Below are 25,541 nucleotides of genomic sequence, written 5' to 3' on the forward strand. Positions count from 1 at the left end.
TCTTTGCCTGCCGCAAAGAAAAGTAGGCAAAAGAAAACGGCTCACACCGCTAATTCTTAAGCGGGTCCGTGACACGCAAAATTAGAACGCCGCGGAAATGTCGGCGAAGAAAGAAACGAAGCGATTGTTTGCAGAACGACCGCGACGGCGCGCGCAGCGCTGCCGGAAGAATGACTGCCTTGTCACGAAAGCGGAATGTGCGAGAGCACAGGTTCCAAATGTACCACTACCGCGGCTGCGCGGGGGACGCACTTATAAGCTAGCGGTTTGAGCCGCTTTCTCTTGCTTACTTCTCTTTGCGGCGGCAAAGAGAAGTAAGTGCCGCCCCGCACAGGGGCAACGCTAATAGACCACAAACAAATCAAGGAAAGGCCACTACCTTAAGACCAACAACCAACAACCAACAACCAACAAGCGCAGAGCAAAAAACCAAGAACCTCAAGCCGCGACCAACATCCCATCCGCGGATCGAACCACGCTAACGGGCCGCGCAGCGAAAGCCTCCCCAATCATGAGCAAACTAGGCTGCGAAGCGTCAACCCACCTCTGCGCGTCGCCAGCGGCCAACTCTTCGAGAGTAAGAGAAAGCATGCGCTCACGAGCAGTAGAACAAGCCTCAACAATTGCCACGGGCGTGGCAACCGACCGCCCAGCATCGATCAACTGCTGCGCAATCTCAACCCCACTATCCCGGCCCATATAGAACACAAGAGAATCCGCATTAACCTGTTCGCGAATCTCATCAGACCCAGGCGCCCGACTAAAAGTAGCCAACGCCACACTGCGCGACACACCGCGAAGTGTCAAAGACCGTTTCAAAGAGGCAGCACTCGCCAGCGCAGCAGTAATCCCAGGCACGACCTCATACTCGATGCCAGCAGCCTCTAAAGCCCGCATCTCCTCATCAGCGCGCCCGAACAACATAGGATCGCCACCCTTGAGCCGCACGACAACCTCATGCTCCAAAGCAGCATCCACAATCTGCTTATTGATGAACTGCTGCGCCGTCGACAACTGCCCGCAGCGTTTGCCAACAGCAATCCGCCGCGCATGCGAAGGCGCATAGTCCAACATAGCCGGCTCCACCAGCGCATCATGCAGCACGACATCGGCCAAACCGAGCAGCCGCGCGCCACGCACCGTAATCAGGTCCGCAGCACCCGGCCCTGCGCCGATCAGATAAACCTTACCCATTTGCCTAAACCTGTCCGTTAGGTCGCCAGCACGACGTAATGACGTGCCAAGCACTTAAGCCGAAAACGCCCGAATCATCCCAGCCGCAACAGTATGATGCGTCGCTTCATCGATCAGCACGAACGCACCCGTCCCCTGATGCGAGTCATACACATCGCACACCAGCGGCTTCTGCAACGTCAGCGCCACGCGGCCGATATCGTTCATCGTCAGGTCCTTGCGATCGGTCGCTTGCGACAACGTATGCACGTCGAGCACTTCCTTGATCGCACCGATGCGCGCGAACACCGTATTGGTGGTCTGCTTCAACAGATACTTGCGTTGCGTCGACAGCGGCGTGTCGTCGAACCAGCACAGGTCGGCTTCCAGCTTCTTCGCCGGCTCCGGCGCTGCTTCACGCAGCACGAACGTATCGCCGCGCGACACGTCGACGTCTTCCGCCAAACGGATCGTCACCGTTTGACCAGCAAATGCGCGATCCACCGCAGCCGTGCCGCCGGGCACCGGCGCGATAATTTCGGCAACCGTCGCTTCGCGATTGGCCGGCAACACAACGATCGTATCGCCGAGCTTCACTTCGCCGGCTTCGACACGGCCCATGTAGCCGCGGAAGTCATCAGCCTGGCTGCCGTCCTGACGCGCCACCCACTGCACCGGGAAACGCAACGCCTGGCCCGTCGGCACTTCGACCGGCAACGCTTCGAGCAGGTCGAGCAGCGGCTCGCCCGCGTACCACGGCATGCTTTCGCTCGCCGTCACGATGTTGTCGCCCTTGAGTGCCGACACCGGCACGAAGCGCACATCGCTCAAGCCCAGTTGACGCGCAAGTTCGACATACGCGTCACGAATCTCATTGAAACGCTGCTCGCTGTAATCGACCAGGTCCATCTTGTTGATCGCGACGATCGCGTGCTGCAAACCCAGCAGCTTGACGATCGCGCTATGACGCTTGGTTTGCGGCAGCAGTTGCGCGACGCCATCCACAAACGTCACACGCGTTGCGTCGACGAGAATAATCGCCGCGTGCGCGGTCGACGCGCCCGTCACCATGTTGCGCGTGTACTGCTCGTGGCCCGGCGTGTCGGCGATGATGAACTTGCGCTTCGCGGTCGCGAAGTAACGGTACGCGACGTCGATCGTGATGCCTTGCTCGCGTTCGGCTTCGAGGCCGTCCGTCAGCAGCGACAGATCGATTTCGTCGCCGACGGTACGCTTATTCTTCGCGCGCGACAGTGCCGAGAGCTGATCGCTCAAGACAGCCTTGCTGTCGTACAGCAGGCGGCCGATCAACGTGCTCTTGCCGTCGTCAACACTGCCCGCAGTGATGAAACGCAGCACGCCGAGGTCTTCTGGTTGGTGAATACCGCTCATGATTGTCTTACCCTCGTCCGTGTGCTTAGAAATAACCTTGCTTCTTACGCTGTTCCATCGCGGCTTCGGAGACCTGGTCGTCCATCCGCGTCGCGCCGCGTTCCGTGATTTCGGTCACGGCCGTTTCGGCGATGATCTTCTCCAGATCATCCGCATCGCTTTCCACCGGGCACGTGCAGCTGATATCGCCCACGGTGCGGAAACGTACCAGCGCCGTTTCGCTGGTTTCGCCTTCACGCATCGGCGTGATCGGCGTAACCGGCACGAGCAAGCCATTGCGGCGCACGATCTCGCGTTGATGCGCGTAATAGATCGACGGCAGTTCGAGCTGTTCGCGAGCGATGTACTGCCACACGTCGAGTTCGGTCCAGTTCGAGATCGGGAACACGCGCAGGTGTTCGCCGTTATGCAGACGCGCGTTATACAGGCTCCACAGTTCCGGGCGCTGTGCCTTCGGATCCCATTGGCCAAATTCGTCGCGGAACGAGAAGATCCGTTCCTTCGCACGGGCCTTTTCTTCATCGCGGCGCGCGCCGCCGATCAGCGCGGTATAGCCGTACTGTTCGATGGTTTCGAGCAGCGTCACGGCTTGCGCGGCGTTGCGCGAATCCGTTTCACGACGCAGACGCACCGTGCCGCGCTTGATCGAATCTTCCACATGACCGACCACCAGTTCAGCACCGATTTCTTCCGCACGACGATCGCGGAAGTCGATCACTTCTTCGTAGTTGTGGCCCGTGTCGATATGCACGAGCGGGAACGGCAGCACGGTCTTGCGATTCGCGCCGATACCGAAGGCCTTCAGCGCGAGGTGCAGCACCACGACCGAATCCTTGCCGCCCGAAAACAGCAGCGCGGGCTTGCTGCATTCGGCGACCAGTTCGCGCAGGATGTGAATCGACTCGGCTTCGAGCCAGTCGAGGTGATCCATACGGATTGCCGTGTTGGCGAGCGGTGCGTTCACAGTGGAATCGAGCGTGGTGCTCATGTTTGGGTCCTTCGTTGGTTCGCGTCGCAAGCGGTTGCTCGCGTCGCGGAGGTATTCAAATCGGTATGTGCGGCGTTCGGGCTAAAAACCAAGGCCCGCTCACTCAACCTTCAGGCCTGGGCGTTTGCGCTGCCGCCCACCGCGATCGGCGTAATCGTCGTGATGTGCAGTCCGCATTCCTTCGTATCGCGCGACTCCCACCACCAGCGCCCTGCCCGGCTATCTTCACCGGGACGCACGGCGCGCGTACAAGGCTCGCAGCCGATGCTCGGATAGCCGCGCGCATGCAGCGGATTGACCGGCACGTCGAACGCTTTCAGGTAAGCCCACACTTCGGCCTCGGTCCAGTCGGTCAGCGGATTGAACTTGGCGATGTTGCGTGCGGCGTCATGCTCTTCCGCATGCAGTTCGGCACGCGTCACCGACTGCTCGCGACGCTGGCCCGTGACCCATGCGCTGACATCCGACAGCGCGCGATTCAACGGTTCGACCTTGCGGATTTCGCAGCAGCGCTTGCGCAGATCGACGCTTTCATAGAACGCGTTCAGACCATGCGAGCCGATGTATTCGTCGACCGCGGCAGCTTGCGGATGAAACTGTTCGATGTCATAGCCGTAACGTTCTTTCACGCGATCGAGCATGCCCAGCGTTTCCGCATGCAAACGGCCGGTGTTCAGCGAGAAGATGCCGATCTTCACGCCACGCGAGAGGATCGCATGCGTGAGCAGCATGTCTTCCGCCGCGAGGCTGCTGGCGAGCTTCACATTCTCATGGCGCGCGGCGATCGAATCGAGCAGCGCATCGAGGCGCTCAACCTTCGCAGCAAGTTCCGGCGTGAGGGCTTGAACTTCGCTCATGCCGATGCCTTGGCCAGTTCGCCCGCTTCACGGCGGCGGAACAGCGGCGACGAGTTCACCGCGCCCTGATAGTTGAAGCTGAATTCGTCGAAGGCTTTGAGCGCGTCGTCGAAGTCTTTGTCGGCGCGCAACGCGTATGCGTCGAAGCCGCAACGGAACATGAACGCGAGTTGATCGCGCAGCACGTCGCCGATCGCGCGCAGTTCGCCCTTGTAGCCATAACGCTCGCGCAGCAGGCGGCCGATGCTATAGCCGCGGCCGTCGCGGAACACCGGGAAGTCCACGCCGATCAGCGCGATCTTGTCGAAGTCGGCGACGATATCCGCCGGCTCGCTATCCGCCGCGAGCCACACGCCGATTTCAGCGGCACCGCGCGAAGCGATCAATGCGTCGCGGGAAGCCTGCCACAACGCGAGCGGCACCAGCACCTTGCCTGCGGGCAATTCGTTCACCGCGGGCAGCGAGCCATCTTCCGCCGGGCGCACGACCGTCCAGTCATCGTTGACGATCGCGCGATTCTTGATGATAGAAGCCATCTGTTCAGTATCCTTTTCGCGGTTACGCGTGAGCCGGTTGACGCGAGGCGTACACACGTTCCTTGAACGGGGTGATGCCGATGCGGTTGTACGTTTCGATGAAGCGCTCGCCTTCGTGGCGGTTTTCCACGAACGTATCGATCACCTTGCTCATCACGTCCGGCATTTCTTCCGCCGAGAACGACGGGCCGATCACGCGGCCGAGATGCGCGCCGGTGGCGCCCGTGCCCTGCTCGCCGCCGAGTGTCACCTGATACCACTCCGAGCCGTCCTTATCGACGCCCAGAATGCCGATGTTGCCGACGTGGTGGTGACCGCACGCGTTGATACAGCCCGAGATGTTCAGCGACACATCGCCGAGGTCGTACACGTAGTCCAGATCGTTGAAGCGTTCCTGAATGGCCAGTGCGATCGGAATCGACTTCGCATTCGCGAGCGAGCAGAAGTCGCCGCCCGGGCACGCGATGATGTCGGTCAGCAAGCCGATATTCGGCGTCGCGAAACCTTGCGCCTTGGCCTTTTCCCACAGCGCGAACAGGTCGCGCTTCTTCACGTTTGCGAGGATCAGGTTCTGTTCGTGCGATACGCGGATTTCGCCGAGCGAGTACTCGTCGGCCCAATCGGCGACCGCTTCCATCTGCGCATCCGTTGCGTCGCCGGGAGCGATCGTGGTCGGCTTCAAAGACAAGGTGACCGACGAATAGCCCGACACCTTGTGCGGACGCACGTTGCGCTCGACCCAACGGGCGAACGCACGGTTTTCCAGCAGATGCTTTTCGAACGAAGCGTCCGTGTCGGCGAGCTTTTCGTACACCGGCGGCTGGAAGTACTGCGATACGCGATCCACTTCGGCTTGCGTGAGCGTCGAAGGACCGTCCTTCAAGTGTTGCCATTCTTCTTCGACTTGCGCCGAGAATTTCTCCGGGCTCAACGCCTTCACGAGAATCTTGATGCGCGCCTTGTACATGTTGTCGCGGCGGCCGTAGCGGTTGTACACGCGCAGCACGGCTTCGCAGTACGTCAGCAGATGTTGCCAAGGCAGATCCTTACGGATGATCGCGCCGATGATCGGCGTACGGCCCATGCCGCCACCGGCCAGGATATCGGCCACCAGCTCGCCCTGCTCGTTCTTCCTCAGATACACGCCCATGTCGTGAATCTGCACGGCGGCGCGGTCTTCCTTCGAACCCGACACGGCGATCTTGAACTTGCGCGGCAGCCACGCGAATTCCGGGTGGAACGTCGACCATTGACGCAGGATTTCAGCCCACGGACGCGGATCGACCACTTCATCCGGCGCCACGCCGGCGAACTGGTCGGCCGTGATGTTGCGGATACAGTTGCCCGAGGTCTGAATGCCGTGCATCTGCACTGCCGCGAGCTTGCGCAGAATTTCCGGCGTTTCTTCGAGCTTGATCCAGTTGTACTGGATGTTCGAGCGCGTCGAGAAATGGCCGTAGCCGCGGTCGTGTTCACGCGCGATCTGCGCGAGCACGCGCATCTGGTCGCTGCGCAGGTTGCCGTACGGAATCGCAATGCGGTGCATGTACGCGTGGCGCTGATAGTACAGGCCGTTCTGCAGGCGCAGCGGACGAAACTCCTCTTCGCTCAATTCGCCCGACAAGCGGCGGCGAACCTGATCGGCGTACTGCGCGACCCGTTCATCGACGATGGTCTGGTCGTACTGATCGTATTGGTACATTCGGGGACCCCAATTTTTTTGCAGTGATACACGGCGATCCGGGGGCCGGCCACCCGGTTTCGCCGCGCCTTGGATACCTCCCTTTGTCACCATCCGCTTATGAACGTTTAGACCCATCGCTCATTTGCTTATGACAAATACAGATATCCATATTGAAAAAGATGGACAGATCGTAATAAACTCGCCTTATATTTCAAACGACTAAAAAATTCTTTTGATATGCGGAGAGGTTATATATGAACCTGCACCAATTCCGCTTCGTCCGCGAGGCTGTGCGGCAGAACTTCAACCTGACGGAAGCGGCCAAAGCCCTGTTTACAAGCCAGCCGGGCGTTTCCAAGGCGATCATCGAGCTGGAAGACGAGCTGGGCGTGGAAATCTTCACACGACACGGCAAGCGCGTGCGCTCGCTGACCGAGCCGGGACGCATCATTCTGCAGTCGGTCGAGAAGATTCTGCAGGAGGTTGAGAGCCTGAAGCGGGTCGGTAAAGATTACGCGGCGCAGGATCAGGGCAATCTGGTGATCGCCGCCACCCACACGCAGGCGCGCTACTCGCTGCCGGCGGCCATCGCCGAGTTCAAGAAGCGCTTTCCCAAGGTTCACCTTTCGATTCTGCAAGGCAGCCCGACCCAGGTCGCCGAAATGGTGCTGCACGATCAGGCCGACCTCTGCATCGCCACCGAGGCGATCTCCAACTATAAGGAACTGGTTTCGCTGCCGTGCTTCCAGTGGCACCACGTCGCGGTGATGCAACCGGATCATCCGCTGCTCGACCGCAAACTTTTGTCGCTGGATGATCTGACCCAGTATCCGCTGATCACTTACGACAACGCGTTCGCCGGCCGCACCAAGATCAACGAGGCGTTCCGCCTGCGCGGGCTGCATCCGGACATCGTGCTGGAGGCGATCGACGCCGACGTGATCAAGACCTATGTGGAATTGGGCCTGGGCGTCGGCATCATGGCGGATATCGCGTTCAACGCCGAGCGCGACCGCCATTTGCGCGCCATGCCGGTCGGCCACCTGTTCGGCAGCAACGTGACGCGGGTCGCGCTGAAACAGGGCGCCTATTTGCGCAGCTATGTGTATACGCTCGTCGAACTGCTGTCGCCGAGCATGAACCGCAAGCTGATCGAACAGGCGCTCAAGGGCGAACACGAAACCTACGAACTTTGATATCACCATCGCTTCTTGCTACGGAGACCTCTCGATGACGTCGTATAAGAAAAAATTCAGCGGCCTCGCCGCTTTTGGTTTTGGCGCGCTCCTGCTCGCCACCGCTGCACACGCCGATATCAAGGTCGGCATCGATCTGTCGAGCACCGGCCCCGCGGCCGTGATCGGCATCACCAGCAAGAACGCGATGCTGATGTGGCCCGCCACGATCGCCGGCCAGAAAGCCGACTACATCTTCCTCGACGACGCCTCCGACCCCGGCGCCGCCGTGCGCAACATCCGCAAGCTGATCAACGAAGACCACGTGGACGTGATCGTCGGCCCGAACATCACGCCGGCCGCAATGGCCGCGCTCGATCCGGTCGCCGAGAGCCAGACCCCGATGATCACGCTGATCGGCTCGGCCAGCGTGGTCGAGCCGCAGGAAGGCAAGAAGGTGTGGGCCTACAAAATGGCGCAGACCGACAGCGCAATGGCCGACGTGATGACGCGCTACATGTCGAACCACAACGTGAAGACGGTGGGCTTCATCGGTTTCGCGGACGGCTACGGCGAAAGCTGGCTCAACGAATTCAGCAAGTTCGCGGCGCTGCGCCATATTCAACTGGTCGCCACCGAGCGGTATAACCGCACCGACGCGAGCGTCACCGGCCAGATTCTGAAGCTGATGGCCGCCAAGCCCGACGCGATCCTGATCGCCGGCGCCGGCACGCCGACCGTGCTGCCGCAACGCACACTGATCGAGCGCGGCTTCAAAGGCCCGATCTACCAGACGCACGGTATCGCCACGCCGGAGTTCATCAAGCTGGGCGGCAAGGACGTGGAAGGCACGCTGTTCCCGACCCAGCCGGTCGTGGTGGCGCGCACGCTGCCGGCCGATCATCCGGCGAAGAAGGCGGCGCTCGCCTTTACGAACGAATATGAAGCGAAGTACGGCGCGGGCAGCGTGACGCAGTTCGCGGGCGATGCAGCCGGCGTGTACCCGCGCTTGCAGGACGCCGTGGCGCGCGCGCTGAAGACGGCGCAGCCGGGCACGCCGGCCTTCCGAGCCGCGCTGCGTGACGAACTGGAGCATGCGAATGAGTTGGTCGTGCCGAACGGCGTGGTCAACACGAGCCCGAAGGATCACGTGGGGCTGGATCAGCGCGCGAGCGTGATGGGCACTATCAAGAACGGCAAGTTCGTTTATTTGAGCCAGTAAGCCAACTCGCCCACATTCGGCGTTCGTCGTTCTTCCCGATGTTTTGTTCGGGGTGAACGTTCTTACTGGTTCCTGATCAGTTCGAACGCCGACAGTCAGGCGCGCGGCGTATTACTGTTAAAGTGGATAGCTTCAATTAGCCGTATCCCCCACCATGCGCACCACCCGAGCCATCCACGCTGTCGAGCGGTTGAAAACCCGCAGCGGCAATCCGCAGTTCGCCGCGATCAGCCTGTCCGGCGGCCTGTTTTACCTGGTCGACAAATCGAGTGGCACGGATAAAAAAGTCTCCGATCCGCTGACGCTCGACGACTTCGTCAAATTCGTCGACGCTTTCGGGCCGCCGAAGCCACGCAAAGCGAGCAAGCTCGATATCGCGTTCGAAGAGCAACTCAAGAAGAGCAAGGGCGGTTGAGCGACGCGGCGAATCCCACTCTTCCCGCCACGACATACAGCCGCCTCAAGCGCTACGCGCTATCTCGCGCCATTGCCCATCCGCCGCGCTGCTCGCGAGCATGGCGTCGATAAACCGCAGCCCCGCCACACCGTCCTCCACCGTCGTGAGCAACAGGCTTTCGGCGGGCAACGCGCGACCTTCATTCAATGCTTCGATCTGCAACGCCGCGTCTTTGTATAACTGGGCAAACGCTTCCAGATAGCCTTCAGGATGTCCCGACGGCACGCGCGTCGCATGGGCCGCAATCGCGCTCGTCACGCGCCCTCGTGTCAGGCGCACAGCCGAACCACCCAATGGTGTGAACCACAATTCATTGGGATGCTCCTGATCGAAGGTCAGGCTGGCTTTCGTCCCATACACCCGCAAACGCAAGGCGTTTTCCGCGCCGCTCGCCACCTGGCTTGCCCATAGCATGCCGCGCGCGCCATTCGGATAACGCAGCATCGCCTGCACATGATCGTCGATGCGCCGCCCCGGCACAAAGGTATGCACTTCCGCCGCGAGTGTATTCGGCGTCATACCCGTGACGAACGCAGCAAGGTGATACGCATGCGTGCCAATATCGCCGAGACATCCTGCCGGACCCGCTAACGCGGGATCCGTGCGCCAGCCTGCCTGCTTGTTCGTGCCGCTCGTTTCGATCGGCTCCGCCAGCCAGTCCTGCGCGTATTCGACCTGCACGACGCGTATCTCGCCCAACTCGCCGCTTTCGATCAACTCGCGGGCATGACGCACCAGCGGATAGCCGGAGTACGTATGCGTCAATGCGAACAACCTGTTCTTCTCGCGAGCCAGCTTCGCCAGCGCCTCGCCTTCCGCCAGCGAGATCGCCAGCGGCTTGTCGCACACAATGTGAATACCGGCTTCGAGAAACGCCGTCGCGACCGGCGCGTGCAGATGATTCGGCGTGACGATCGCCACCGCGTCGATGCCGTCGTCGCGCGCGGCCTCGGCGCGCGCCATCTCGCGCCAGTCCGAATAGCTGCGCGCAATCCCGGCCTCATCGGCACTCGCTTGCGCGCGCTGCGGATCGGACGACAGCGCGCCCGCAACCAGTTCGAAACGGTCGTCGAGCCGTGCCGCGATCCGATGCACCGCGCCGATGAACGCGCCCTGTCCGCCGCCGACCATGCCCAGCCTGAGCCTTCGTTGTGGCATCACCCTCACTCCTTTTGCGATCGCTCGCCGTCAGATGCCGAGCACGCGCTTTAACTGCGCGGCGTCGACGCCGCTGCCGGCGAAATCATCGAATGCATGCTCGGCCACGCGGATGATGTGCCGGCGAATGAACTCCGCGCCTTCGCGTGCGCCATCGTGTGGATGCTTCAGCGCGCACTCCCATTCGAGCACCGCCCAGCCGGGGAAATCGTACTGCGCCATCTTCGAGAAGATCGCGCCGAAATCGATCTGCCCATCGCCGAGCGATCTGAAGCGCCCCGCGCGTTCGACCCAGCCGCTGTAGCCGCCATACACGCCTTGCTTGCCGGTCGGACGAAACTCCGCATCCTTCACGTGGAACGCCTTGATGCGCTCGTGATAAATGTCGATGAACGCAAGGTAGTCGAGCTGCTGCAAAACGAAATGACTCGGGTCGTACAGGATGTTGGCACGCGCATGCTGCTTCACCGCGTCCAGAAAACGCTCGAAGGTCACGCCGTCGTGCAGGTCCTCACCGGGATGCAGTTCATAGCACACGTCGACGCCAGCGGCGTCGAACGCATCGAGAATTGGCGTCCAGCGGCGCGCGAGTTCGTCGAACGCGGCCTCGACCAAACCTGCCGGACGCTGCGGCCACGGGTACAGATACGGCCACGCCAGCGCCCCCGAAAACGACACGTGCGTGCTCAATCCCAAACGCTGCGAAGCCTTAGCCGCCAGCTTCATCTGGTCGATCGCCCACTGCGTGCGCGCGGCCGGATCGCCTCGCACATGCGGCGCGGCAAAGCCGTCAAACAAGGTGTCATAGGCCGGATGCACGGCGACGAGTTGCCCTTGCAGATGCGTCGAGAGTTCGGTGATCGTCACGCCCGCGTCGTCTGTGACCTCGCGCAACTCGTCGCAATACGTCTGACTCGCCGCCGCCTGTTCGAGATCGATCAGGCGGCTGTCGCACGGCACCTGAATCCCCTTGAAGCCAAGACCCGCGGCCCACTCGGCAAGATGCGCGAGGTTGTCGAACGGCACCTCGTCGCCCATGAACTGGGCGAGAAAGATCGCCGGCCCTTTGATGGTTTTCATTGTACGGTTCCTCGAACGAGGGCGCGCTCGCCGTGCCGCTGCCGCAGAAAGTCCGGCTCAGGCCCGGTGGCGCGCCCCGGATGCTCAGGTCAGAACGGCGAGTCCGGGAAATAGAACTGCTGCGCGTTTTCCTTCGTGATCAGCACCGACGGAATGATCGTGGTGGCCGGCAGCTTCTCGCCCTTCAGACGCGCTTCGGCGGTGAGCTTGATGGCGTCGTAGATGAACTTCGGCGAGTAGGACACGTCGGCCTTGATCATCGGCGCGCCGTCCATCACATTCTTCACCATGCCCTTCGACCCCGCGCCGCCGAACACGATCTTGATGTCGGTGCGCTTGGCCTGCTCGATCGCCTTGATCACGCCGACGGCCATGTCGTCGTCCGCGGCCCAGACGGCGTCGATATGCTTGAAGCGCGTCAGGTAATCCTGCATGACCTTGAAGGCGTCGTCACGATTCCAGTTCGCGTACTTGGCGTCGAGGATCTTGATGTTCGGATACGCCTTCAGCACGCCGGTAAACGCGGTCCAGCGTTCGTTGTCGAGCGTCGTCGGAATGCCTCGCAGTGCAACGATGTCGCCCTTGCCGTCGAGCGCTTTCGCCAGATACTCGGCGGGAATCTTGCCGAACGCGGTGTTGTCACCGGCCACGTACGCATCCTGCGCGCTGGTGTCGGTCAGGCCGCGATCCACCACCGTCACGTACACGCCCTTCTTTTTCACCTGCGCAACCGGCTGAGTGAGCGAGGCCGATTCGAACGGGAAGATCACGAGCGCATTGATCTTGTTGACCGTCACGAGATCCTGCAACTGGTTCGCCTGTTCGGGCGCGCCGGCCGCGGTCTTGACGATCACTTTCAGATCGGGATGCGCCTTCTCCAGATCAGTCTTGGCCTTGTTCGCCCACCAGACGATGCCGCCCGTGAAGCCGTGATCGGCTGTCGGAATCGCAACGCCCAATACGACTTTTTCATCGGCACGCGCAATATTCGCCGTGCCCAGTATCCCCAACGCCAGCATGCCGGCGCCGACCGCTCGAATGACCTGCTTCATGGTTGTGTCTCCTTTTGTGAGGCGTTCATGCGCCCCGATTTTCAACTCACCGTGATTGCAAATTTGAAGCGCAATTTGAAGCGCCACCGCTACCGCCGTCCACGTTGTACGAACGCGACGAAGATAATCACCACACCCTGCACCGCCGCGTTCAGATACACGCTGATGATGCTGGTCAGATTCAGAATGTTCGCGATCACCGAAAGCAGAATCGCGCCGATCACCGTGCCGATCACGCGGCCTTCGCCGCCCTTGAGCGCGGTGCCGCCGACCACCACCGAGGCGATCGCCTCGAGTTCCCACAGCAAACCGGTCGTCGGCGTGGCAGAGCCGAGCCGCGGCACGTACAACACGGTGGCGACGCCCACGCAGATGCCGAGCAGCACGTACGTGACGATCTTCACGGTATCGACGCGAATTGCCGCATAACGCGCGACCTGTTCATTCGAACCAATCGCCTGCACGTGACGGCCGAACGCGGTGCGGTTGAGAATCAGCGCGCCGCCCGCCGCCACCACGAGGAACACCCAGATCGGCACCGGCACGCCGAACAGGCTCGCGTAATACACCGGGCCGTACAGATCGGATAACGAGTTATCGAGCGTCAGCGCGCCGCCGTCGGCAAGCCAGGTGAGCACCGCGCGAAAGATGCCCAGCGTGCCGAGCGTGACGATGAATGGCTCGATCCGTCCTTTGGTGATCAGCAAGCCGTGCGCACAGCCGAACAGGCTGCCGAGCACCAGCGCGCCCACGATGCCGAGCGTGAGAATCATCAGCGGAGGAAACGAGTGTCCGCCGACGCCCGCCGCGAGTCCGTTCATCAGCCAGATCATGCTGCCCGCGATCAGCGCCGCCATCGAGCCGACCGACAGATCGATGCCACCCGAAATGATCACGAAGGTCATGCCGACCGCGATGATGCCAATGAACGACGTGCGCGTGAGCACGTTCATCATGTTGTCGAGGGTGGCGAAATCGCGGTTGAGCAGCGTGCCGATCACGCACAGCGCGATGAGTCCAACGAGCGGCCCGAGCGCATACAGTCGATGCGCGAAGCGCAACGCGCGGCCGGATTGCACGGCTTCAGTGGGTGCCGGTCGCATGGGCGATCAACTCCTCTTCGGTCAGATGCTCGAGCGTGAGCGTGGCTTGCAGGCGTCCCGCCCGCATCACGGCGACGCGGTGGCACAGGCCGATCAGCTCGATCAGTTCGGATGAAATGACGATCACCGCGCGGCCCTGCGCGGCGAGCCGATGAATCAGAAAATAGATGTCGCGTTTCGCGCCGACATCGACGCCGCGCGTCGGCTCGTCGAGCACGATCACGTTCGGGTCGGGTTGCAGGAATTTGGCGAGCGCGAGCTTCTGCTGATTGCCGCCGGATAGCATGCGCGCGCGGCTCGACAGGTCGCCGGTGCGGATGCCGAATTCGCTCACGGCTTTGGTCAGCGCGGCGCGCCCCGCTTTCATGTCGAGCAACGGATGCGCGTAACGTTCGAGCGTCATCAGCGTGACGTTGTCCTGCAGGCTCAGGTTCACGTGCAGGCCTTTGCCCTTGCGGTCCTCGCTGAGGTACGTGATGCCGTGGCGCATTGCGTCGCGCGGGCTTTTCAGATCGGCGGGACGGCCGGCGACTTCAATGCGGCCCGCCGTGCGCTTGCGCAAACCGATGATCGCTTCGAACGCCTCGGTGCGGCCCGCGCCCACCAGTCCCGCGAAGCCGAGCACTTCGCCGGCGCGCACGTCGAAGCTCAGGTCTTCCACCCAATCCGGCACGGCGAGGCCTTCCACCTTCAACGCGAGCGGCGCGTCGGCGGACACGGTGATCTTGTCGGGGAACATGTCCGACAGCTCGCGCCCGACCATCAGGTTCGCCATCTGCTGCCGCGCGAGTCCCGCGGTTTCGCCGCGAGCGACGAAACGGCCGTCGCGCATCACGATCACCTCGTCGGTGATGCGCTCCACTTCGTCCAGCTTGTGCGAGATGTAGATGATGGTCACGCCGTCGGATTTGAGCTTGGCCATCAGTGTGAAGAGGCGTTCGGTCTCGGACGGCGTGAGCGTGGCCGTCGGCTCGTCCATGATGAGCAGCCGCGCGCGGCGCGACAGTGCCTTGGCGATCTCCACCATCTGCTTTTCCGCGACGATCAATTCGCGCACCTTCCTGTCCGGCGCTTTTTCCAGACCGACTTGCGCAAGAAAACGCGCGGCCTCGGTATTCATCGCGGCGTCGTCGACGAACCAGCCGCGCTTTTTTTCGTGACCGAGATACATGTTCTGCGCGATCGTCAGATGCTCCGCGAGATTGAACTCCTGGTGGATCAGCACGATGCCTTGCGCTTCGGCGTCGCGCGAACCGATGAACTGATGCGCGCGGCCATCGACCAGCAAGGTGCCCGAGGTTGCGGTTTCGTAGCCGGCGAGGATTTTCATCAGCGTGGATTTGCCGGCGCCGTTCTCGCCCAGCAGACCATAGATGCGCCCCGGCGCCAGTTCGAAGCTCACGCCGTGCAGCACGCGCACGGGCCCGAAGTCTTTGCGGATGTCGTCGAAACGGATCGCGAGGCTCATGGTTCAGGCGCTCCCGCGAATCACGAGCCGATGCGGCAGCAGCACGCCCGGCACGTTCGCCAACGGATTGGCGAGCCGCTGCAGCAACAGGCGCGCGGCGGTTTCGCCCAGCTCGCGCATGGGTTGCGCGATGGTGGTGAGCGGCGGATCGATCTGCGCGGCGAGCGAGATATCGTCGAAGCCGACCACCGCGATGTCGTCCGGCACGCGCTTGCCGACGCTGCGCAAGCCGTGGATCACGCCGATCGCGAGCGTATCGGAGACCGCGAAGATCGCGCTCGGCGCCTGCGGCTGATTCATCAGCGTGGCCGCGGCCGACGCGCCCGCCTCATAATCGAGGCTGTTCAGGTTCATGCGCCAGCGTTCGTCCGGCGTGATGCCCGCTTCGGTCAATGCGTCCAGATAGCCCTGCTGACGCTGCCGCGCATAGAGGTAATCGACATCGGAATTGATGAGGCCGATGCGGCGATGGCCGCGCGCGAGCAGATGGCGGACGGCGTCGCCCGCGGCGCGGTAGTTGTCGATGCCCACGTACGGCACGCCCATCGCCGGGTCGAACTCGCAGCACGCGACCCACGGCAGCGCGCTGGAGGCCTCGCCGAGCGCCTGCTGGATGGTGGCCGGGTCGAGACAGATGGCGCCGTCCGCGCGGCGCCGCCGCAGCAGATCGAAATAGCTGCGTTCGCGGCCCGGATCGGCTCCGGTGTCGCACAGCAGCATGAAGTAGCCGTGCTGGCGCGCCACGCTGTCGATGCCGCGCACGATTTCCGCATAGAAAGGATTGCCCACGTCTGGGACCATGGTCAGCAGCAGCCGGCTCTCGGCAGTGCGCAGGTTGCGCGCGAGTTCGTTGACGCGATAGCCGCTCGCATCGATGGCGGCCAGCACCTTGTCGCGCGTGGCGGGCCGCACGTTCTCGTGGCCGTTCAGCACGCGCGACACCGTGGCCACCGAGACGCCCGCCTGCTCGGCCACGCCGGCAATCGAAATGCCATCGGCCGCGCCGCGCAACGGCTTGACGCCGGGCTGGGGATGCGCCGCGGACACCGCTGACGGAACCTTTGTGGACGACGATCTGGACAAGTGAACTCGCCTCGAAAATGTAATCGATTACATTTTTGAGCGATAGACAGCGGAAGCGCAAGGACAGATCGCTAGGGATTAACACGGGGGGCGACGTGATCCGGCTGGTGACACGCTCCGGCCTGGGGATGGTCTTCCCTGCCCGCGAGGGCGCGGATCGGCACCGTCATTTGGTACAATCCCGCAGTTACCCTGACGGGCCTTGCGCGCTGAGTCGTGCTGCGAGGCCGACGTTAGTGGCTGATAGCAAACCCAGCAAACCCAGCAAACTCAGCAAAACCCCGCAAAACTCGCCAAACCATACAGCCGAACCCACCATGAACATCGAGCAAGCGCGTTTCAACATGATCGAACAGCAGATCCGCCCCTGGGAAGTGCTCGACCAGGACGTGCTGAATCTGCTCTCGATCGTCAAGCGTGAAAACTTCGTCCCCGCCGTGTATCGCGAGCTGGCCTTCGTCGACTTCGAAGTGCCGCTGCCGGCCGGCCAGCACATGCTGGCCCCGCGTGTCGAAGCGCGCGTGCTGCAGGAACTGGCGGTGAAGAAACACGAAAGCGTGCTCGAAATCGGCGCGGGTTCGGGTTACATGGCCGCGTTGCTCGCGCATCGCGCACAGCATGTGCTGACGGTCGACATCGAACCGGAACTGGCGGAACTGGCGAAGACCAACCTGATCGCCAACGGCGTGCTGAACGCCGAAGTGACCACCGGCGACGCCGCGCGCGGCTGGGCCGGCGCCGCGCCGTACGACGTGATCTGCGTGTCGGGCGGCCTGCCGGTGCTGCCGCAGGAAATGCTCGACCATCTGAAGATCGGCGGCCGTCTTGCGGCGTTCGTCGGCACCGCGCCGGTCATGAAGGCGCAGATCATCACGCGTATCGACGAGAAGCAATACCGCATTGCCGACGTGTTCGAAACGTATGTCGAGCCGCTCATCAACGCCGTGCAGCCGTCGCGTTTCAAGTTCTGATTCACACGCTCCGGACGGGCGGCACGCCCGCCGTCCTCTGAACTGGATGTTCTGCTGATGCAAAATCTGACCGCTCCGGCGCTCGCCGAATGGCTTGCCGATACTTCGCGTCCCGCGCCCGTGCTGCTCGACGTGCGCGAGCCGTGGGAAATCCAGACGGCGTCGATCGCCGGCGCCGTGTTGATTCCGATGCGTGAGATTCCCGCGCGCAGCGAAGAACTCGACGACGACGCGCAAATCGTCTGCGTCTGCCATCACGGCGCGCGCAGCGCCCAGGTCGCGATGTTCCTCGAGTCGCGCGGCCATACCAACGTCTTCAATCTGCAAGGCGGGATCGACGCGTGGTCGCGTCAGGTCGATCCGTCCGTTCCGACCTACTGATCGCCCGGCGGCAATGACGGGCCAGCAGGCGCTGGTCCTCATCTCATGGCCGCTCTGGCGTTCGCCTGCCGCACGCTTCGCACACTAGCCGCGCAGGCCGTGGGCTTCCGCCAGCTCTACGACGAAGCCTTCTCCAACGACGCGCAACTGCAAAGCGCACGCGCTTCGCTCGCCGCCAACAGCGAAGAGTTGTCGCTCGCGCGCGTCAAACTGCTGCCGCAAGTCTCGGCGTCATCCAGGTGTTGCGGCTAAAGGCGCTGCGGGCAAGGTTGGGCGGCAAGTGATGTCGGATGGGGGTCGTGCGGTAGGTGCTGTGCGCTTGCGGCCTTCGCTTCTCTTCCTGGCTTTTGTTTCCTGCTTTCCGTCCTTTGGCTCTCAGGCGCTTTTTTCGCTCCGGACGCTCCGGCGCCAGGTTGCGGCGCGGCTCGCACCCAGTTCAACTAGCGCCTCTGCACGCCCCTTCAGCAGAACACTAACGGCCAGCTTTCGTTGCGCCGCTTCTCGCCTTCGCTTCCGAAATTTCATACGGTTTCCTGCGCATCGCACAGGCACCATGCTTCCGACCTTTTGGGGAGCCATGTGATGAGATTTTTGAAGATCGCGATGCTGGCCGCAACCTTGTTGCCGCTCGCGTCGCATGCAACCCTGGGCCGTGCGCCGTCCACAGGCGCATCGTCGGCGACCCTGCTGCGCGCCACGCCGCAATCCGCCGCCGCGACGCCCGCGGCTCAACCCGCGAACGCAGCGCCCTACTCCATGCGCCAGTCGGTCGACGCCAACGGCGTCACCATCCGCGAATACGTGCTGCTTCAGAACGTCGTGTTCGCGGTCAAGTGGAACGGACCGATCCGTCCGGACATGACGGCGCTGCTCGGCAGCTACTTTCCCAACTTCGTGAACGCCGAGCAGAGCCATACCGCCGGTACAGGGCCGCTTATCGACGGCAACGACGACTTTCGCATCGAGTCCGCCGGCCGCATGGGACGCTTCAGCGGCATGGCGTGGCTGCCGCGCCTGATACCCGCCGGCGTGCGGCCTGGCGATCTGAAATAAGGCCTGCGTCGAGCGATGAGACAACGGAACATGAAGACATGGAAAAAGACGCTATGGGTCGCCGCGGCCTTTGCGGGCATCGCGCTTTCCGCATGCGGCGGTGGCGGAGGCTCGAGCGGCAACCAGGGCGGCAATTCCGTCGGCTGGAACGCCACGCCAGACTGGATCCCGCCGCCGGGTGGTTCCGGCGATTCCGGTAGCTCGACCAATTCATCCACTCCTGCTACCGGCGAGAACACCGTGCCGGTCCGCGTCGATAAGTCGACGGGCAACGTCAACCGGCTTCTCGCGTCAATCAAGGTTTGCGTGCCGGGCACACAAGGCGCGCCCCAGTGCGTGACCGTCGACAACATGCTGGTGGACACCGGCTCGACCGGCGTGCGCATTTCAGCCCGCGCGATACCCACGCTGGCCCCTCTGCTGCTTACCCAGGCCGGGGCGGTAGACGACAAGGTCGGCTCGGCGCCGATTGCCGAGTGCGCGCCGTTCGCGTCGGGCTATACGTGGGGTTCGGTCAAGCGCACCGATATCACGATCGGCAGCAAGACAGCGAGCAATATTCCGATCCAGGTGGTTTCCGATGGCGCTTTCTCCACGCCGCCCGACTGCATTGCGCACAACGGCGGCGACCTGGGCAGATCCCTTGACGTGATGGGAGTGAGCGGCATTCTCGGCATCGACAACTTCACGGGCGATTCCCTGGATGCCCTGACCAAGGCGGTGCCCGGTCTTTACTACTATTGCCCTTCGCAAAATAGCTGCGTCAGCACGCGCATGCTCGCGAGCAAAGAGGTTATGAATCCGGTCGCCGCATTCGCCACGGACAACAACGGCATGGTCATCCGTCTGCCGGCCGTGCCGGCCGCTGGCCAGGCAAGCGTGACGGGCCAGTTGGTGTTTGGCGTCGGCACCCAGCAGAACAATACCTTGCCGGCAAATGCCACTGTCATTGCGTTGGACAAGTACGGTGCGTTCACGACTCAGTACAAGGGGCAGGTGTTCAACCAAAGCGTGATCGATAGCGGCACCCTCAGCTACGCGTTCCCGGATAACACGATTCCATATTCCGTTCTCGACCTGTACACGCCGGCGAGCTCGTTGAATCTGAGCGCGACGATCGAGCCGAACAACGGATCAAACGCGCCGCTGCAGATGCCCTTTTCGATCGACAACGCCAACACGCTGATGGCAAGCGGAAATGCCGCGTTCATCAACATCGGCCAGTACTTTTCGAATGGTGAAGACAACATGTTCCTGTGGGGACTGCCGTTCTTCTATGGCCGCGATGTCTACAACGTGATTGGCAATGCCAAGGTCGGCAAACTAACCGGACCATTCGTCGCGTTCTGACGACTGGCCGCATGGCCGGGCCAGGAGACGCAGCACACCAGCAGCGTCTCCTCAAGCCATTTCCGATTTTTCATTGAGACTTTTCCGGCACTCCCAATAAAGCCACGCTGGCACCATGTTCCGACCTGTTTTCTGGAGCATCGTGATGAATTTTGTGAAGGTCGCGTTGGGCATTGCGAGCATGTTGCCACTCGCTTCTTATGCGGCATTGGGCGGTGCGCCGGGTATGGGCGCGGCGTCGCAGTCGTTGCTGCGATCGGCGGTTTCTCTCGACACGCCCGCAGCTGCCACGCCGTATACGATGCGCGCGACGTATGGCGCAGGCGGCGTCACGATTCATGAATACGTCCTGCCCAGCAATGTGGTGTTTGCCGTCACCTGGCAAGGTCCGGTGCGCCCGGACATGAGCGCGCTGCTCGGCAGCTACTTTCCCAATTTCACGAATGCCGCGGCTGAGCGTGCGCGCGGTGTCGGCCCGATGATCGAACACAACGGCGATTTCCATATCGAGTCGGCTGGCCGAGCCGGCCGCTTTTTCGGCAAGGCGTATCTGCCACGCCTGGTTCCCGCCACCGTTCGCGTGGAGCAACTGCAATGAAGCGGCGCGCGGATTTATCCAACTCACTAAACATGACAACTTTGAACAAGACGCTTTGCTGCGCGCTTCTGGGTGCCAGCGTGGTGCTGTCTGCTTGTGGTGGCGGTGGTAGTGGCGATGATGGCAGCGCCAATGCGGCGAAGAATAGCGATAAGCCGGCAGCGGGGTCGATAGGGATACCGCCGGCTTCTCCGTCGGGCGCGAGTGGTGCGTCTACGTCTACGTCTATGCCTACGTCTACGCCTACTCCAACTCCGGCGCCAACGGCGGCTCCGACGCCTGCGCCGAGTCCTGCGCCTACACCTGCTTTGAATCCTAAAGCGACGCCAATTCCAACGCCGACTCCGACTCCGACTCCGACTCCGACTCCGACTCCGACTCTGACTCCGACTCCAACTCCAACTCCAACTCCAACACCGACGCCAACACCGATTCCAACCCCAACACCAACTCCAGCACCGACTCCGACTCCTGCACCGACTCCAGCTCCCACCTCCAACACCGTCCCCATCACCATCGAACGATGGACGGGCAACAACGCGAACATGCCGTACGTAACCGCCACGATCTGCTTCCCCGGCGTTCAGGGCAGCAATCAATGCGCGACGGTCGATCACCTGCAACTCGACACCGGCTCGGTCGGCGTGCGCGTGCTCGGCAGCGCGTTGGGTTCCACGCTCGCCGCCCGCCTGCCGACGCAAACAGGCGCCACCGACGACCCAACCGGCAACGCGTCGATCGCCGAATGCGCCGTGTTCGGCTCGGGCTACACGTGGGGATCCATCAAGCGCGCCGACGTCACGATCGGCGGCAAGACAGCAGGCAACATGCCGCTGCAAGTGATTGCCGACGGCCAGTACTCGACGCCGTCGGACTGCCAGTCGCGCGGCGTCTATAACCTCGGTTCGGCAACGGCACTCGGCGCCAACGGCGTGATCGGCATCGGCCCTGCACAGCGCGATTTCCCCGCGGCGGCGCAGACCGTACTGCCATCGGCTTACTACTACTGCACGTCGGCGACGTCATGCGCGAATACACGTGTTCCGCTCGACACGCAGGTCATGAATCCAGTCGCCGATTTCACGTCCGACAACAACGGCACGATCATCCGTCTGCCTGCGCTACCCGCGGGCGGCCAGGCAAGCGTCACGGGTGAACTGGTGTTCGGCATCGGCACGCAGAAGAACAACGCCATGCCCTCGCAGCCGAACATTCTCGCGCTCGACCAGTACGGCTATTTCTCGACCACGTACAAGGGCAACACGTTCAGCAGCGCCATCGACAGTGGGTCGAACGCGAACATCTTCGCGGACTACACGGTTCCCTTTTCCGGCGACTGGTACGTGCCGGCCACCACGCTCAGCCTGTCCGCGATTTTGACAGGCGTCGACAAGGCCGCCCCGTCCGTCAACGTGCCATTCTCACTGGCTAACGGCTGGAATCTGATGGCAAATCAGTACGCGGCCTACGACAGCCTCGGTTCGCCATCGGCCGGCATGTTCATCTGGGGCTTGCCGTTCTTCTTCGGCCGCAGCGTGTACACCGCGATCAACAACGTGATGATCGGCAAGCAACCGGGGCCATTCATCGCTTTCTGATCGAACGCACGCTCAGCAAAAAAGCCGGCGTCTCACGACGTCGGCCTTTTTGCGTTCCGAACAAAAGCGCTGCTATTTACTCCACCTCTTTCAACACCTCCGCCACCGTCCCAAAGATCTCCTCGATCTGCGCTTCATCGACGATCAGCGGCGGCGAGAACGCCAGAATGTCGCCCGTATAGCGCGTCAACACGCCCTTCTCAAAACAGCGCACGAAGACATCATAAGCGCGAGCCCCAGGCGCACCTGAACGCGACGCCAACTCCACCCCACCCACGAGCCCAAGATTGCGCACATCGATCACATGACGCTCGCCTTGCAGCTTATGGATCGCCCTCTCAAACACTGGCGCCATCCGCGCGGCCTGTTCGAACAATTGATCACGCTCATACAGATCGATCGTCGCGCACGCCGCGGCCGCGGCGATCGGGTGCCCTGAGTACGTGTAGCCGTGAAACAGCTCGATGCCGGCCGGCGCGCCGTTCACGATCGAATCGTGAATCTTCGTGCTCGCCGCCACCGCGCCCATCGGCGCGGCCGCATTGTTGGTGCCCTTGGCCATGGTCAGCATGTCGGGCGTGACGCCGAAGTACTGCGCGGCGAACGGCGCACCCAGCCGTCCCCAACCGGTGATCACTTCATCGAAGATCAGCAGGATGCCGTGCTTGTCGCAGATTTCCCGCAGCCGCTGCAAATAGCCTTGCGGCGGAATCAGCACGCCGGTGGAACCGGCCACCGGCTCGACGATCACTGCGGCAATCGTCGACGCATCGTGCAGCGTGACGAGCCGCTCGAGTTCATCGGCGAGATGCGCGCCCCAACTTGGCTGTCCTTTCGAAAACGCCGCTTCCTTGATGTTCAGGGTATGCGGGAGATGATCGACCGATGGCAGCAGGCCGCCCGAAAACGCCTTGCGGTTCGGTGCGATGCCACCCACCGAAATGCCGCCGAAGCCCACGCCGTGATAACCGCGCTCGCGTCCGATGAACCGCGTGCGCTGCCCTTCGCCACGCGAGCGGTGATACGCCAGCGCGATCTTCAGCGCGGTATCGACGGCTTCCGAGCCCGAGTTCACGAAGAAGATGTGCTTGAGATCGCCCGGCGTATGCCGCGCGATTTTTGTCGCGGCCTCGAAGGCCTTCGGATGCCCCATCTGAAAGGTCGGCGCGAAGTCCATTTCAGCCGCCTGCGCCTGCACGGCGGCCACGATCTCGTCGCGGCAATGGCCCGCGTTGACGCACCACAGCCCCGCCGTGCCATCGAGGATGCGCCGCCCATCGTGCGACGTGTAGTACATCCCCTTCGCGCTCGCCAGCAACCGTGGCGCGCTCTTGAACTGGCGGTTCGCCGTGAAAGGCATCCAGAACGCGGACATATCGGGTGGCTTGACGCCGGCGCGCTCATTCATGTCGTGTCTCCTCGCGTGAGTGGACTTTCAGTGTAGGCACAGCGCGGCCCATGCACAAAGGGGCGGCGGCCATGCACCGCTGATGCCCGCTGGCGGACACGCGCGCTTCGTTGCGGCGCGGCACGCACCCGAACGATGCGAAGCGGCCCGTCCTGCACCAATTCTGCGCCGCATTACGCATAAGCCGGCCGAGTCACAGCCGCGCTGCAGCATGCACCGCACGCCGTTCACGTCGAATTTACTGCATGGCATGTGCCTTGCAGTACACAAGCGGCAAGTCATGCGGGATAAGCCCTGCTGACCGAAATCGACGCCCATAAACAGTCACCATCAATGGCAAGGGGATATACATGAAACGTCGCAGTCTGTTGAAGTTCGGCTCCATGTCGGGCGCACTGGCGCTTGCAGGTCAGGTTCCTTTTGCGCAGGCGCAGTCCGGCAGCGGTCCGATCAAGGTGGGTATTCTGCATTCGCTATCGGGCACGATGGCGATCTCGGAGACCTCGCTCAAGGACACCGCGTTGATGACCATTGCGGACATCAACAAGAACGGCGGCGTGATGGGCCGTCAACTGGAGCCGGTGGTGGTCGACCCGGCGTCGAACTGGCCGCTCTTCGCTGAGAAAGCGCGTCAGCTGATCACGCAGGACAAGTGCGCCGTGGTGTTCGGCTGCTGGACCTCGGTGTCGCGTAAATCGGTGCTGCCGGTGTTCGAGGAACTGAACGGCCTGCTGTTCTACCCGGTGCAATACGAAGGCGAGGAAATGTCGCGCAACGTGTTCTACACGGGCGCGGCGCCGAACCAGCAGGCGATTCCGGCGACCGAATACCTGATGAGCGCGGAAGGCGGCGGCGCCAAGCGCTTCTTCCTGTTGGGCACCGACTATGTGTACCCCCGCACGACCAATAAGATCCTGCGCGCGTTCCTCAAGTCGAAGGGCGTGCAGGAAGCCGATATCCAGGAGGTCTACACGCCGTTCGGCCATAGCGACTATCAGACCATCGTCGCCAACATCAAGACGTTCTCGCAAGGCGGCAAGACCGCGGTGATCTCGACGGTGAACGGCGACTCGAATGTGCCGTTCTACAAGGAGCTGGGCAACCAGGGGCTGAAGGCGTCTGACGTGCCGGTCGTCGCGTTCTCGGTCGGCGAGGAAGAACTGCGCGGTATCGATACGAAGCCGCTGGTCGGCAACCTGGCCGCATGGAACTACTTCATGTCGCTGCGCAACCCGGCCAACGAGAAGTTCAAGAAGCAATGGGCCGCATGGGTCGCGCAGAACAACCTGCCGGGCGGCACCAAGCGCGTGACCAACGACCCGATGGAAGCGACCTTCGTCGGCATCCATTTGTGGAAGCAGGCGGTCGAGAAAGCGAAGAGCACGGACGTCGACAAGGTGCGCGTGGCGATGGTCGGTCAAAGTTTCGCAGCGCCGTCGGGCTTCACGCTGGAAATGGACGGCAATCACCACCTGCACAAACCGGTGATGATCGGCGAAGTGCGTGCCGACGGTCAGTTCAACGTGGTGTGGCGGACCAAGACCGCGATCCGCGCGCAGCCGTGGAGCCCGTTCATTGCCGGCAATTCGAGCAAGCCGGATGTGGTCAGCTCGATCCCGGCGTTCCTGAAGCGCTCGCGCGTCGCCTGACAGGAAGGCGTGCCGCGGCGGCAAAGCCGCCGTGACATGCCGATGCCATCCCGCGACGGGCGTGCCCACCGCGCCCGCGTTCGTGCCGTGATCCGGCGGCCCGGC

At 62.4% G+C, this 25,541-nt stretch carries 24 protein-coding genes; 11 read left to right on the plus strand and 13 right to left on the minus strand.

The genetic code is table 11. The features are described from left to right. Window positions 1-438: 438 nt before the first annotated feature. From cobA to P0D73_RS41315, 6 genes are all read right to left on the minus strand, one after another. Window positions 439-1,194, minus strand: a complete 756-nt coding sequence (gene cobA / locus P0D73_RS41290) for a uroporphyrinogen-III C-methyltransferase (protein WP_408179450.1) — start codon at window positions 1,192-1,194, stop codon at window positions 439-441. 54 nt (window positions 1,195-1,248) lie between these two features. Next, window positions 1,249-2,565: a sulfate adenylyltransferase subunit 1 gene (locus tag P0D73_RS41295; protein ID WP_116119209.1), complete on the minus strand. Its 1,317-nt coding sequence runs from the start codon at window positions 2,563-2,565 to the stop codon at window positions 1,249-1,251. 25 nt (window positions 2,566-2,590) lie between these two features. Further along, window positions 2,591-3,553 (minus strand): sulfate adenylyltransferase subunit CysD, encoded by a 963-nt coding sequence (cysD, locus tag P0D73_RS41300; protein WP_408179448.1) that lies wholly within the window; start codon window positions 3,551-3,553, stop codon window positions 2,591-2,593. A 110-nt stretch (window positions 3,554-3,663) separates the two neighbouring features. Then, window positions 3,664-4,410: a phosphoadenylyl-sulfate reductase gene (locus P0D73_RS41305; RefSeq protein WP_408179446.1), complete on the minus strand. Its 747-nt coding sequence runs from the start codon at window positions 4,408-4,410 to the stop codon at window positions 3,664-3,666. Beyond that, the gene (locus P0D73_RS41310; protein ID WP_132375751.1) at window positions 4,407-4,946 is read right to left on the minus strand and encodes a DUF934 domain-containing protein; all 540 of its coding nucleotides are present in this window, start codon (window positions 4,944-4,946) and stop codon (window positions 4,407-4,409) included. Before P0D73_RS41310 ends, P0D73_RS41305 begins: the two co-directional genes overlap by 4 nt. A 22-nt stretch (window positions 4,947-4,968) precedes the next feature. Then, entirely contained in the window at window positions 4,969-6,648 is a 1,680-nt protein-coding gene (locus P0D73_RS41315) for a nitrite/sulfite reductase (protein WP_342960081.1), read from the minus strand. A gap of 236 nt (window positions 6,649-6,884) precedes the next feature. On the opposite strand from P0D73_RS41315, the gene P0D73_RS41320 reads away from it, so the two are divergent. The 3 genes from P0D73_RS41320 to P0D73_RS41330 all read left to right on the plus strand — a co-directional run bounded on the left by P0D73_RS41320 (window position 6,885) and on the right by P0D73_RS41330 (window position 9,442). Next, a complete protein-coding gene (locus P0D73_RS41320) occupies window positions 6,885-7,826 on the plus strand; it encodes a CysB family HTH-type transcriptional regulator (protein WP_132375752.1) in 942 nt (313 codons plus the stop codon). A gap of 34 nt (window positions 7,827-7,860) precedes the next feature. Further along, on the plus strand, window positions 7,861-9,027 hold the full coding sequence (locus P0D73_RS41325; RefSeq protein ID WP_408435631.1) for an ABC transporter substrate-binding protein: 1,167 nt from the start codon (window positions 7,861-7,863) through the stop codon (window positions 9,025-9,027). A gap of 154 nt (window positions 9,028-9,181) precedes the next feature. Next, the gene (locus P0D73_RS41330; RefSeq protein ID WP_310700318.1) at window positions 9,182-9,442 is read left to right on the plus strand and encodes a hypothetical protein; all 261 of its coding nucleotides are present in this window, start codon (window positions 9,182-9,184) and stop codon (window positions 9,440-9,442) included. A gap of 45 nt (window positions 9,443-9,487) precedes the next feature. Here the strand turns inward: P0D73_RS41330 and P0D73_RS41335 are convergent, their stop codons facing one another. The 6 genes from P0D73_RS41335 to P0D73_RS41360 all read right to left on the minus strand — a co-directional run bounded on the left by P0D73_RS41335 (window position 9,488) and on the right by P0D73_RS41360 (window position 16,428). Then, a complete protein-coding gene (locus P0D73_RS41335) occupies window positions 9,488-10,642 on the minus strand; it encodes a Gfo/Idh/MocA family protein (protein ID WP_408435633.1) in 1,155 nt (384 codons plus the stop codon). A 30-nt stretch (window positions 10,643-10,672) separates the two neighbouring features. Next, entirely contained in the window at window positions 10,673-11,722 is a 1,050-nt protein-coding gene (locus tag P0D73_RS41340) for a sugar phosphate isomerase/epimerase family protein (protein ID WP_408435635.1), read from the minus strand. Window positions 11,723-11,811: 89 nt separating this feature from the next. Next, window positions 11,812-12,774: a substrate-binding domain-containing protein gene (locus P0D73_RS41345; RefSeq protein WP_408435637.1), complete on the minus strand. Its 963-nt coding sequence runs from the start codon at window positions 12,772-12,774 to the stop codon at window positions 11,812-11,814. A gap of 89 nt (window positions 12,775-12,863) precedes the next feature. Next, complete coding sequence (locus tag P0D73_RS41350; protein WP_132375762.1) at window positions 12,864-13,877, minus strand: ABC transporter permease; 1,014 nt, start codon at window positions 13,875-13,877, stop codon at window positions 12,864-12,866. Then, the gene (locus tag P0D73_RS41355) at window positions 13,858-15,345 is read right to left on the minus strand and encodes a sugar ABC transporter ATP-binding protein (RefSeq protein ID WP_408179432.1); all 1,488 of its coding nucleotides are present in this window, start codon (window positions 15,343-15,345) and stop codon (window positions 13,858-13,860) included. The genes P0D73_RS41350 and P0D73_RS41355 overlap by 20 nt, the downstream gene beginning before the upstream one ends. 3 nt (window positions 15,346-15,348) lie before the next feature. After that, complete coding sequence (locus P0D73_RS41360) at window positions 15,349-16,428, minus strand: LacI family DNA-binding transcriptional regulator (RefSeq protein WP_408435640.1); 1,080 nt, start codon at window positions 16,426-16,428, stop codon at window positions 15,349-15,351. 317 nt (window positions 16,429-16,745) lie between these two features. Between P0D73_RS41360 and P0D73_RS41365 the strand changes: the two genes are divergently transcribed. The 7 genes from P0D73_RS41365 (at window position 16,746) to P0D73_RS41395 (ending at window position 22,379) form a co-directional block, all read left to right on the plus strand. Continuing rightward, window positions 16,746-17,399, plus strand: coding sequence for a protein-L-isoaspartate O-methyltransferase family protein (locus tag P0D73_RS41365; protein WP_132375767.1), 654 nt, complete (start codon window positions 16,746-16,748; stop codon window positions 17,397-17,399). Between the two features lie 57 nt (window positions 17,400-17,456). Beyond that, complete coding sequence (locus tag P0D73_RS41370; RefSeq protein ID WP_064269005.1) at window positions 17,457-17,780, plus strand: rhodanese-like domain-containing protein; 324 nt, start codon at window positions 17,457-17,459, stop codon at window positions 17,778-17,780. A 45-nt stretch (window positions 17,781-17,825) separates the two neighbouring features. Beyond that, window positions 17,826-18,032 (plus strand): hypothetical protein, encoded by a 207-nt coding sequence (locus P0D73_RS41375; RefSeq protein WP_408435642.1) that lies wholly within the window; start codon window positions 17,826-17,828, stop codon window positions 18,030-18,032. Window positions 18,033-18,362: 330 nt separating this feature from the next. After that, window positions 18,363-18,833: a DUF2844 domain-containing protein gene (locus P0D73_RS41380; RefSeq protein WP_408283040.1), complete on the plus strand. Its 471-nt coding sequence runs from the start codon at window positions 18,363-18,365 to the stop codon at window positions 18,831-18,833. 30 nt (window positions 18,834-18,863) lie between these two features. Beyond that, window positions 18,864-20,183 (plus strand): DUF3443 domain-containing protein, encoded by a 1,320-nt coding sequence (locus tag P0D73_RS41385; RefSeq protein ID WP_408179424.1) that lies wholly within the window; start codon window positions 18,864-18,866, stop codon window positions 20,181-20,183. Between the two features lie 145 nt (window positions 20,184-20,328). Then, complete coding sequence (locus tag P0D73_RS41390) at window positions 20,329-20,781, plus strand: DUF2844 domain-containing protein (protein WP_408179422.1); 453 nt, start codon at window positions 20,329-20,331, stop codon at window positions 20,779-20,781. Window positions 20,782-21,008: 227 nt separating this feature from the next. Further along, a complete protein-coding gene (locus P0D73_RS41395) occupies window positions 21,009-22,379 on the plus strand; it encodes a DUF3443 domain-containing protein (RefSeq protein WP_408435644.1) in 1,371 nt (456 codons plus the stop codon). A gap of 76 nt (window positions 22,380-22,455) precedes the next feature. Here P0D73_RS41395 and aptA read toward each other — a convergent pair whose 3' ends face one another. Further along, the gene (gene aptA / locus P0D73_RS41400) at window positions 22,456-23,787 is read right to left on the minus strand and encodes an omega-aminotransferase AptA (protein ID WP_408435646.1); all 1,332 of its coding nucleotides are present in this window, start codon (window positions 23,785-23,787) and stop codon (window positions 22,456-22,458) included. 350 nt (window positions 23,788-24,137) lie between these two features. Between aptA and urtA the strand changes: the two genes are divergently transcribed. Continuing rightward, window positions 24,138-25,436 (plus strand): urea ABC transporter substrate-binding protein, encoded by a 1,299-nt coding sequence (urtA, locus tag P0D73_RS41405; RefSeq protein ID WP_132375782.1) that lies wholly within the window; start codon window positions 24,138-24,140, stop codon window positions 25,434-25,436. The last annotated feature ends 105 nt before the right edge of the window (window positions 25,437-25,541 follow it).

The sequence above is a fragment of the Paraburkholderia sp. RL18-101-BIB-B genome (genome assembly GCF_046026985.1).
Lineage (GTDB): Bacteria > Pseudomonadota > Gammaproteobacteria > Burkholderiales > Burkholderiaceae > Paraburkholderia.

What these genes read in the sequence shown, in the direction of transcription:
- P0D73_RS41380 (WP_408283040.1), top strand. Translation starts at nt 18,363, where the DNA reads ATGAGATTTTTGAAGATCGCGATGCTGGCCGCAACCTTGTTGCCGCTC.
- P0D73_RS41345 (WP_408435637.1), bottom strand. Translation starts at nt 12,774, where the DNA reads ATGAAGCAGGTCATTCGAGCGGTCGGCGCCGGCATGCTGGCGTTGGGG.
- P0D73_RS41375 (WP_408435642.1), top strand. Translation starts at nt 17,826, where the DNA reads ATGGCCGCTCTGGCGTTCGCCTGCCGCACGCTTCGCACACTAGCCGCG.
- cysD (WP_408179448.1), bottom strand. Translation starts at nt 3,553, where the DNA reads ATGAGCACCACGCTCGATTCCACTGTGAACGCACCGCTCGCCAACACG.
- P0D73_RS41365 (WP_132375767.1), top strand. Translation starts at nt 16,746, where the DNA reads ATGAACATCGAGCAAGCGCGTTTCAACATGATCGAACAGCAGATCCGC.
- urtA (WP_132375782.1), top strand. Translation starts at nt 24,138, where the DNA reads ATGAAACGTCGCAGTCTGTTGAAGTTCGGCTCCATGTCGGGCGCACTG.
- P0D73_RS41355 (WP_408179432.1), bottom strand. Translation starts at nt 15,345, where the DNA reads ATGAGCCTCGCGATCCGTTTCGACGACATCCGCAAAGACTTCGGGCCC.
- P0D73_RS41340 (WP_408435635.1), bottom strand. Translation starts at nt 11,722, where the DNA reads ATGAAAACCATCAAAGGGCCGGCGATCTTTCTCGCCCAGTTCATGGGC.
- P0D73_RS41315 (WP_342960081.1), bottom strand. Translation starts at nt 6,648, where the DNA reads ATGTACCAATACGATCAGTACGACCAGACCATCGTCGATGAACGGGTC.
- P0D73_RS41325 (WP_408435631.1), top strand. Translation starts at nt 7,861, where the DNA reads ATGACGTCGTATAAGAAAAAATTCAGCGGCCTCGCCGCTTTTGGTTTT.
- cobA (WP_408179450.1), bottom strand. Translation starts at nt 1,194, where the DNA reads ATGGGTAAGGTTTATCTGATCGGCGCAGGGCCGGGTGCTGCGGACCTG.
- P0D73_RS41330 (WP_310700318.1), top strand. Translation starts at nt 9,182, where the DNA reads ATGCGCACCACCCGAGCCATCCACGCTGTCGAGCGGTTGAAAACCCGC.
- P0D73_RS41390 (WP_408179422.1), top strand. Translation starts at nt 20,329, where the DNA reads ATGAATTTTGTGAAGGTCGCGTTGGGCATTGCGAGCATGTTGCCACTC.
- P0D73_RS41370 (WP_064269005.1), top strand. Translation starts at nt 17,457, where the DNA reads ATGCAAAATCTGACCGCTCCGGCGCTCGCCGAATGGCTTGCCGATACT.
- P0D73_RS41335 (WP_408435633.1), bottom strand. Translation starts at nt 10,642, where the DNA reads ATGCCACAACGAAGGCTCAGGCTGGGCATGGTCGGCGGCGGACAGGGC.
- P0D73_RS41350 (WP_132375762.1), bottom strand. Translation starts at nt 13,877, where the DNA reads ATGCGACCGGCACCCACTGAAGCCGTGCAATCCGGCCGCGCGTTGCGC.
- P0D73_RS41310 (WP_132375751.1), bottom strand. Translation starts at nt 4,946, where the DNA reads ATGGCTTCTATCATCAAGAATCGCGCGATCGTCAACGATGACTGGACG.
- P0D73_RS41295 (WP_116119209.1), bottom strand. Translation starts at nt 2,565, where the DNA reads ATGAGCGGTATTCACCAACCAGAAGACCTCGGCGTGCTGCGTTTCATC.
- aptA (WP_408435646.1), bottom strand. Translation starts at nt 23,787, where the DNA reads ATGAATGAGCGCGCCGGCGTCAAGCCACCCGATATGTCCGCGTTCTGG.
- P0D73_RS41395 (WP_408435644.1), top strand. Translation starts at nt 21,009, where the DNA reads ATGCCTACGTCTACGCCTACTCCAACTCCGGCGCCAACGGCGGCTCCG.
- P0D73_RS41320 (WP_132375752.1), top strand. Translation starts at nt 6,885, where the DNA reads ATGAACCTGCACCAATTCCGCTTCGTCCGCGAGGCTGTGCGGCAGAAC.
- P0D73_RS41305 (WP_408179446.1), bottom strand. Translation starts at nt 4,410, where the DNA reads ATGAGCGAAGTTCAAGCCCTCACGCCGGAACTTGCTGCGAAGGTTGAG.
- P0D73_RS41385 (WP_408179424.1), top strand. Translation starts at nt 18,864, where the DNA reads ATGAAGACATGGAAAAAGACGCTATGGGTCGCCGCGGCCTTTGCGGGC.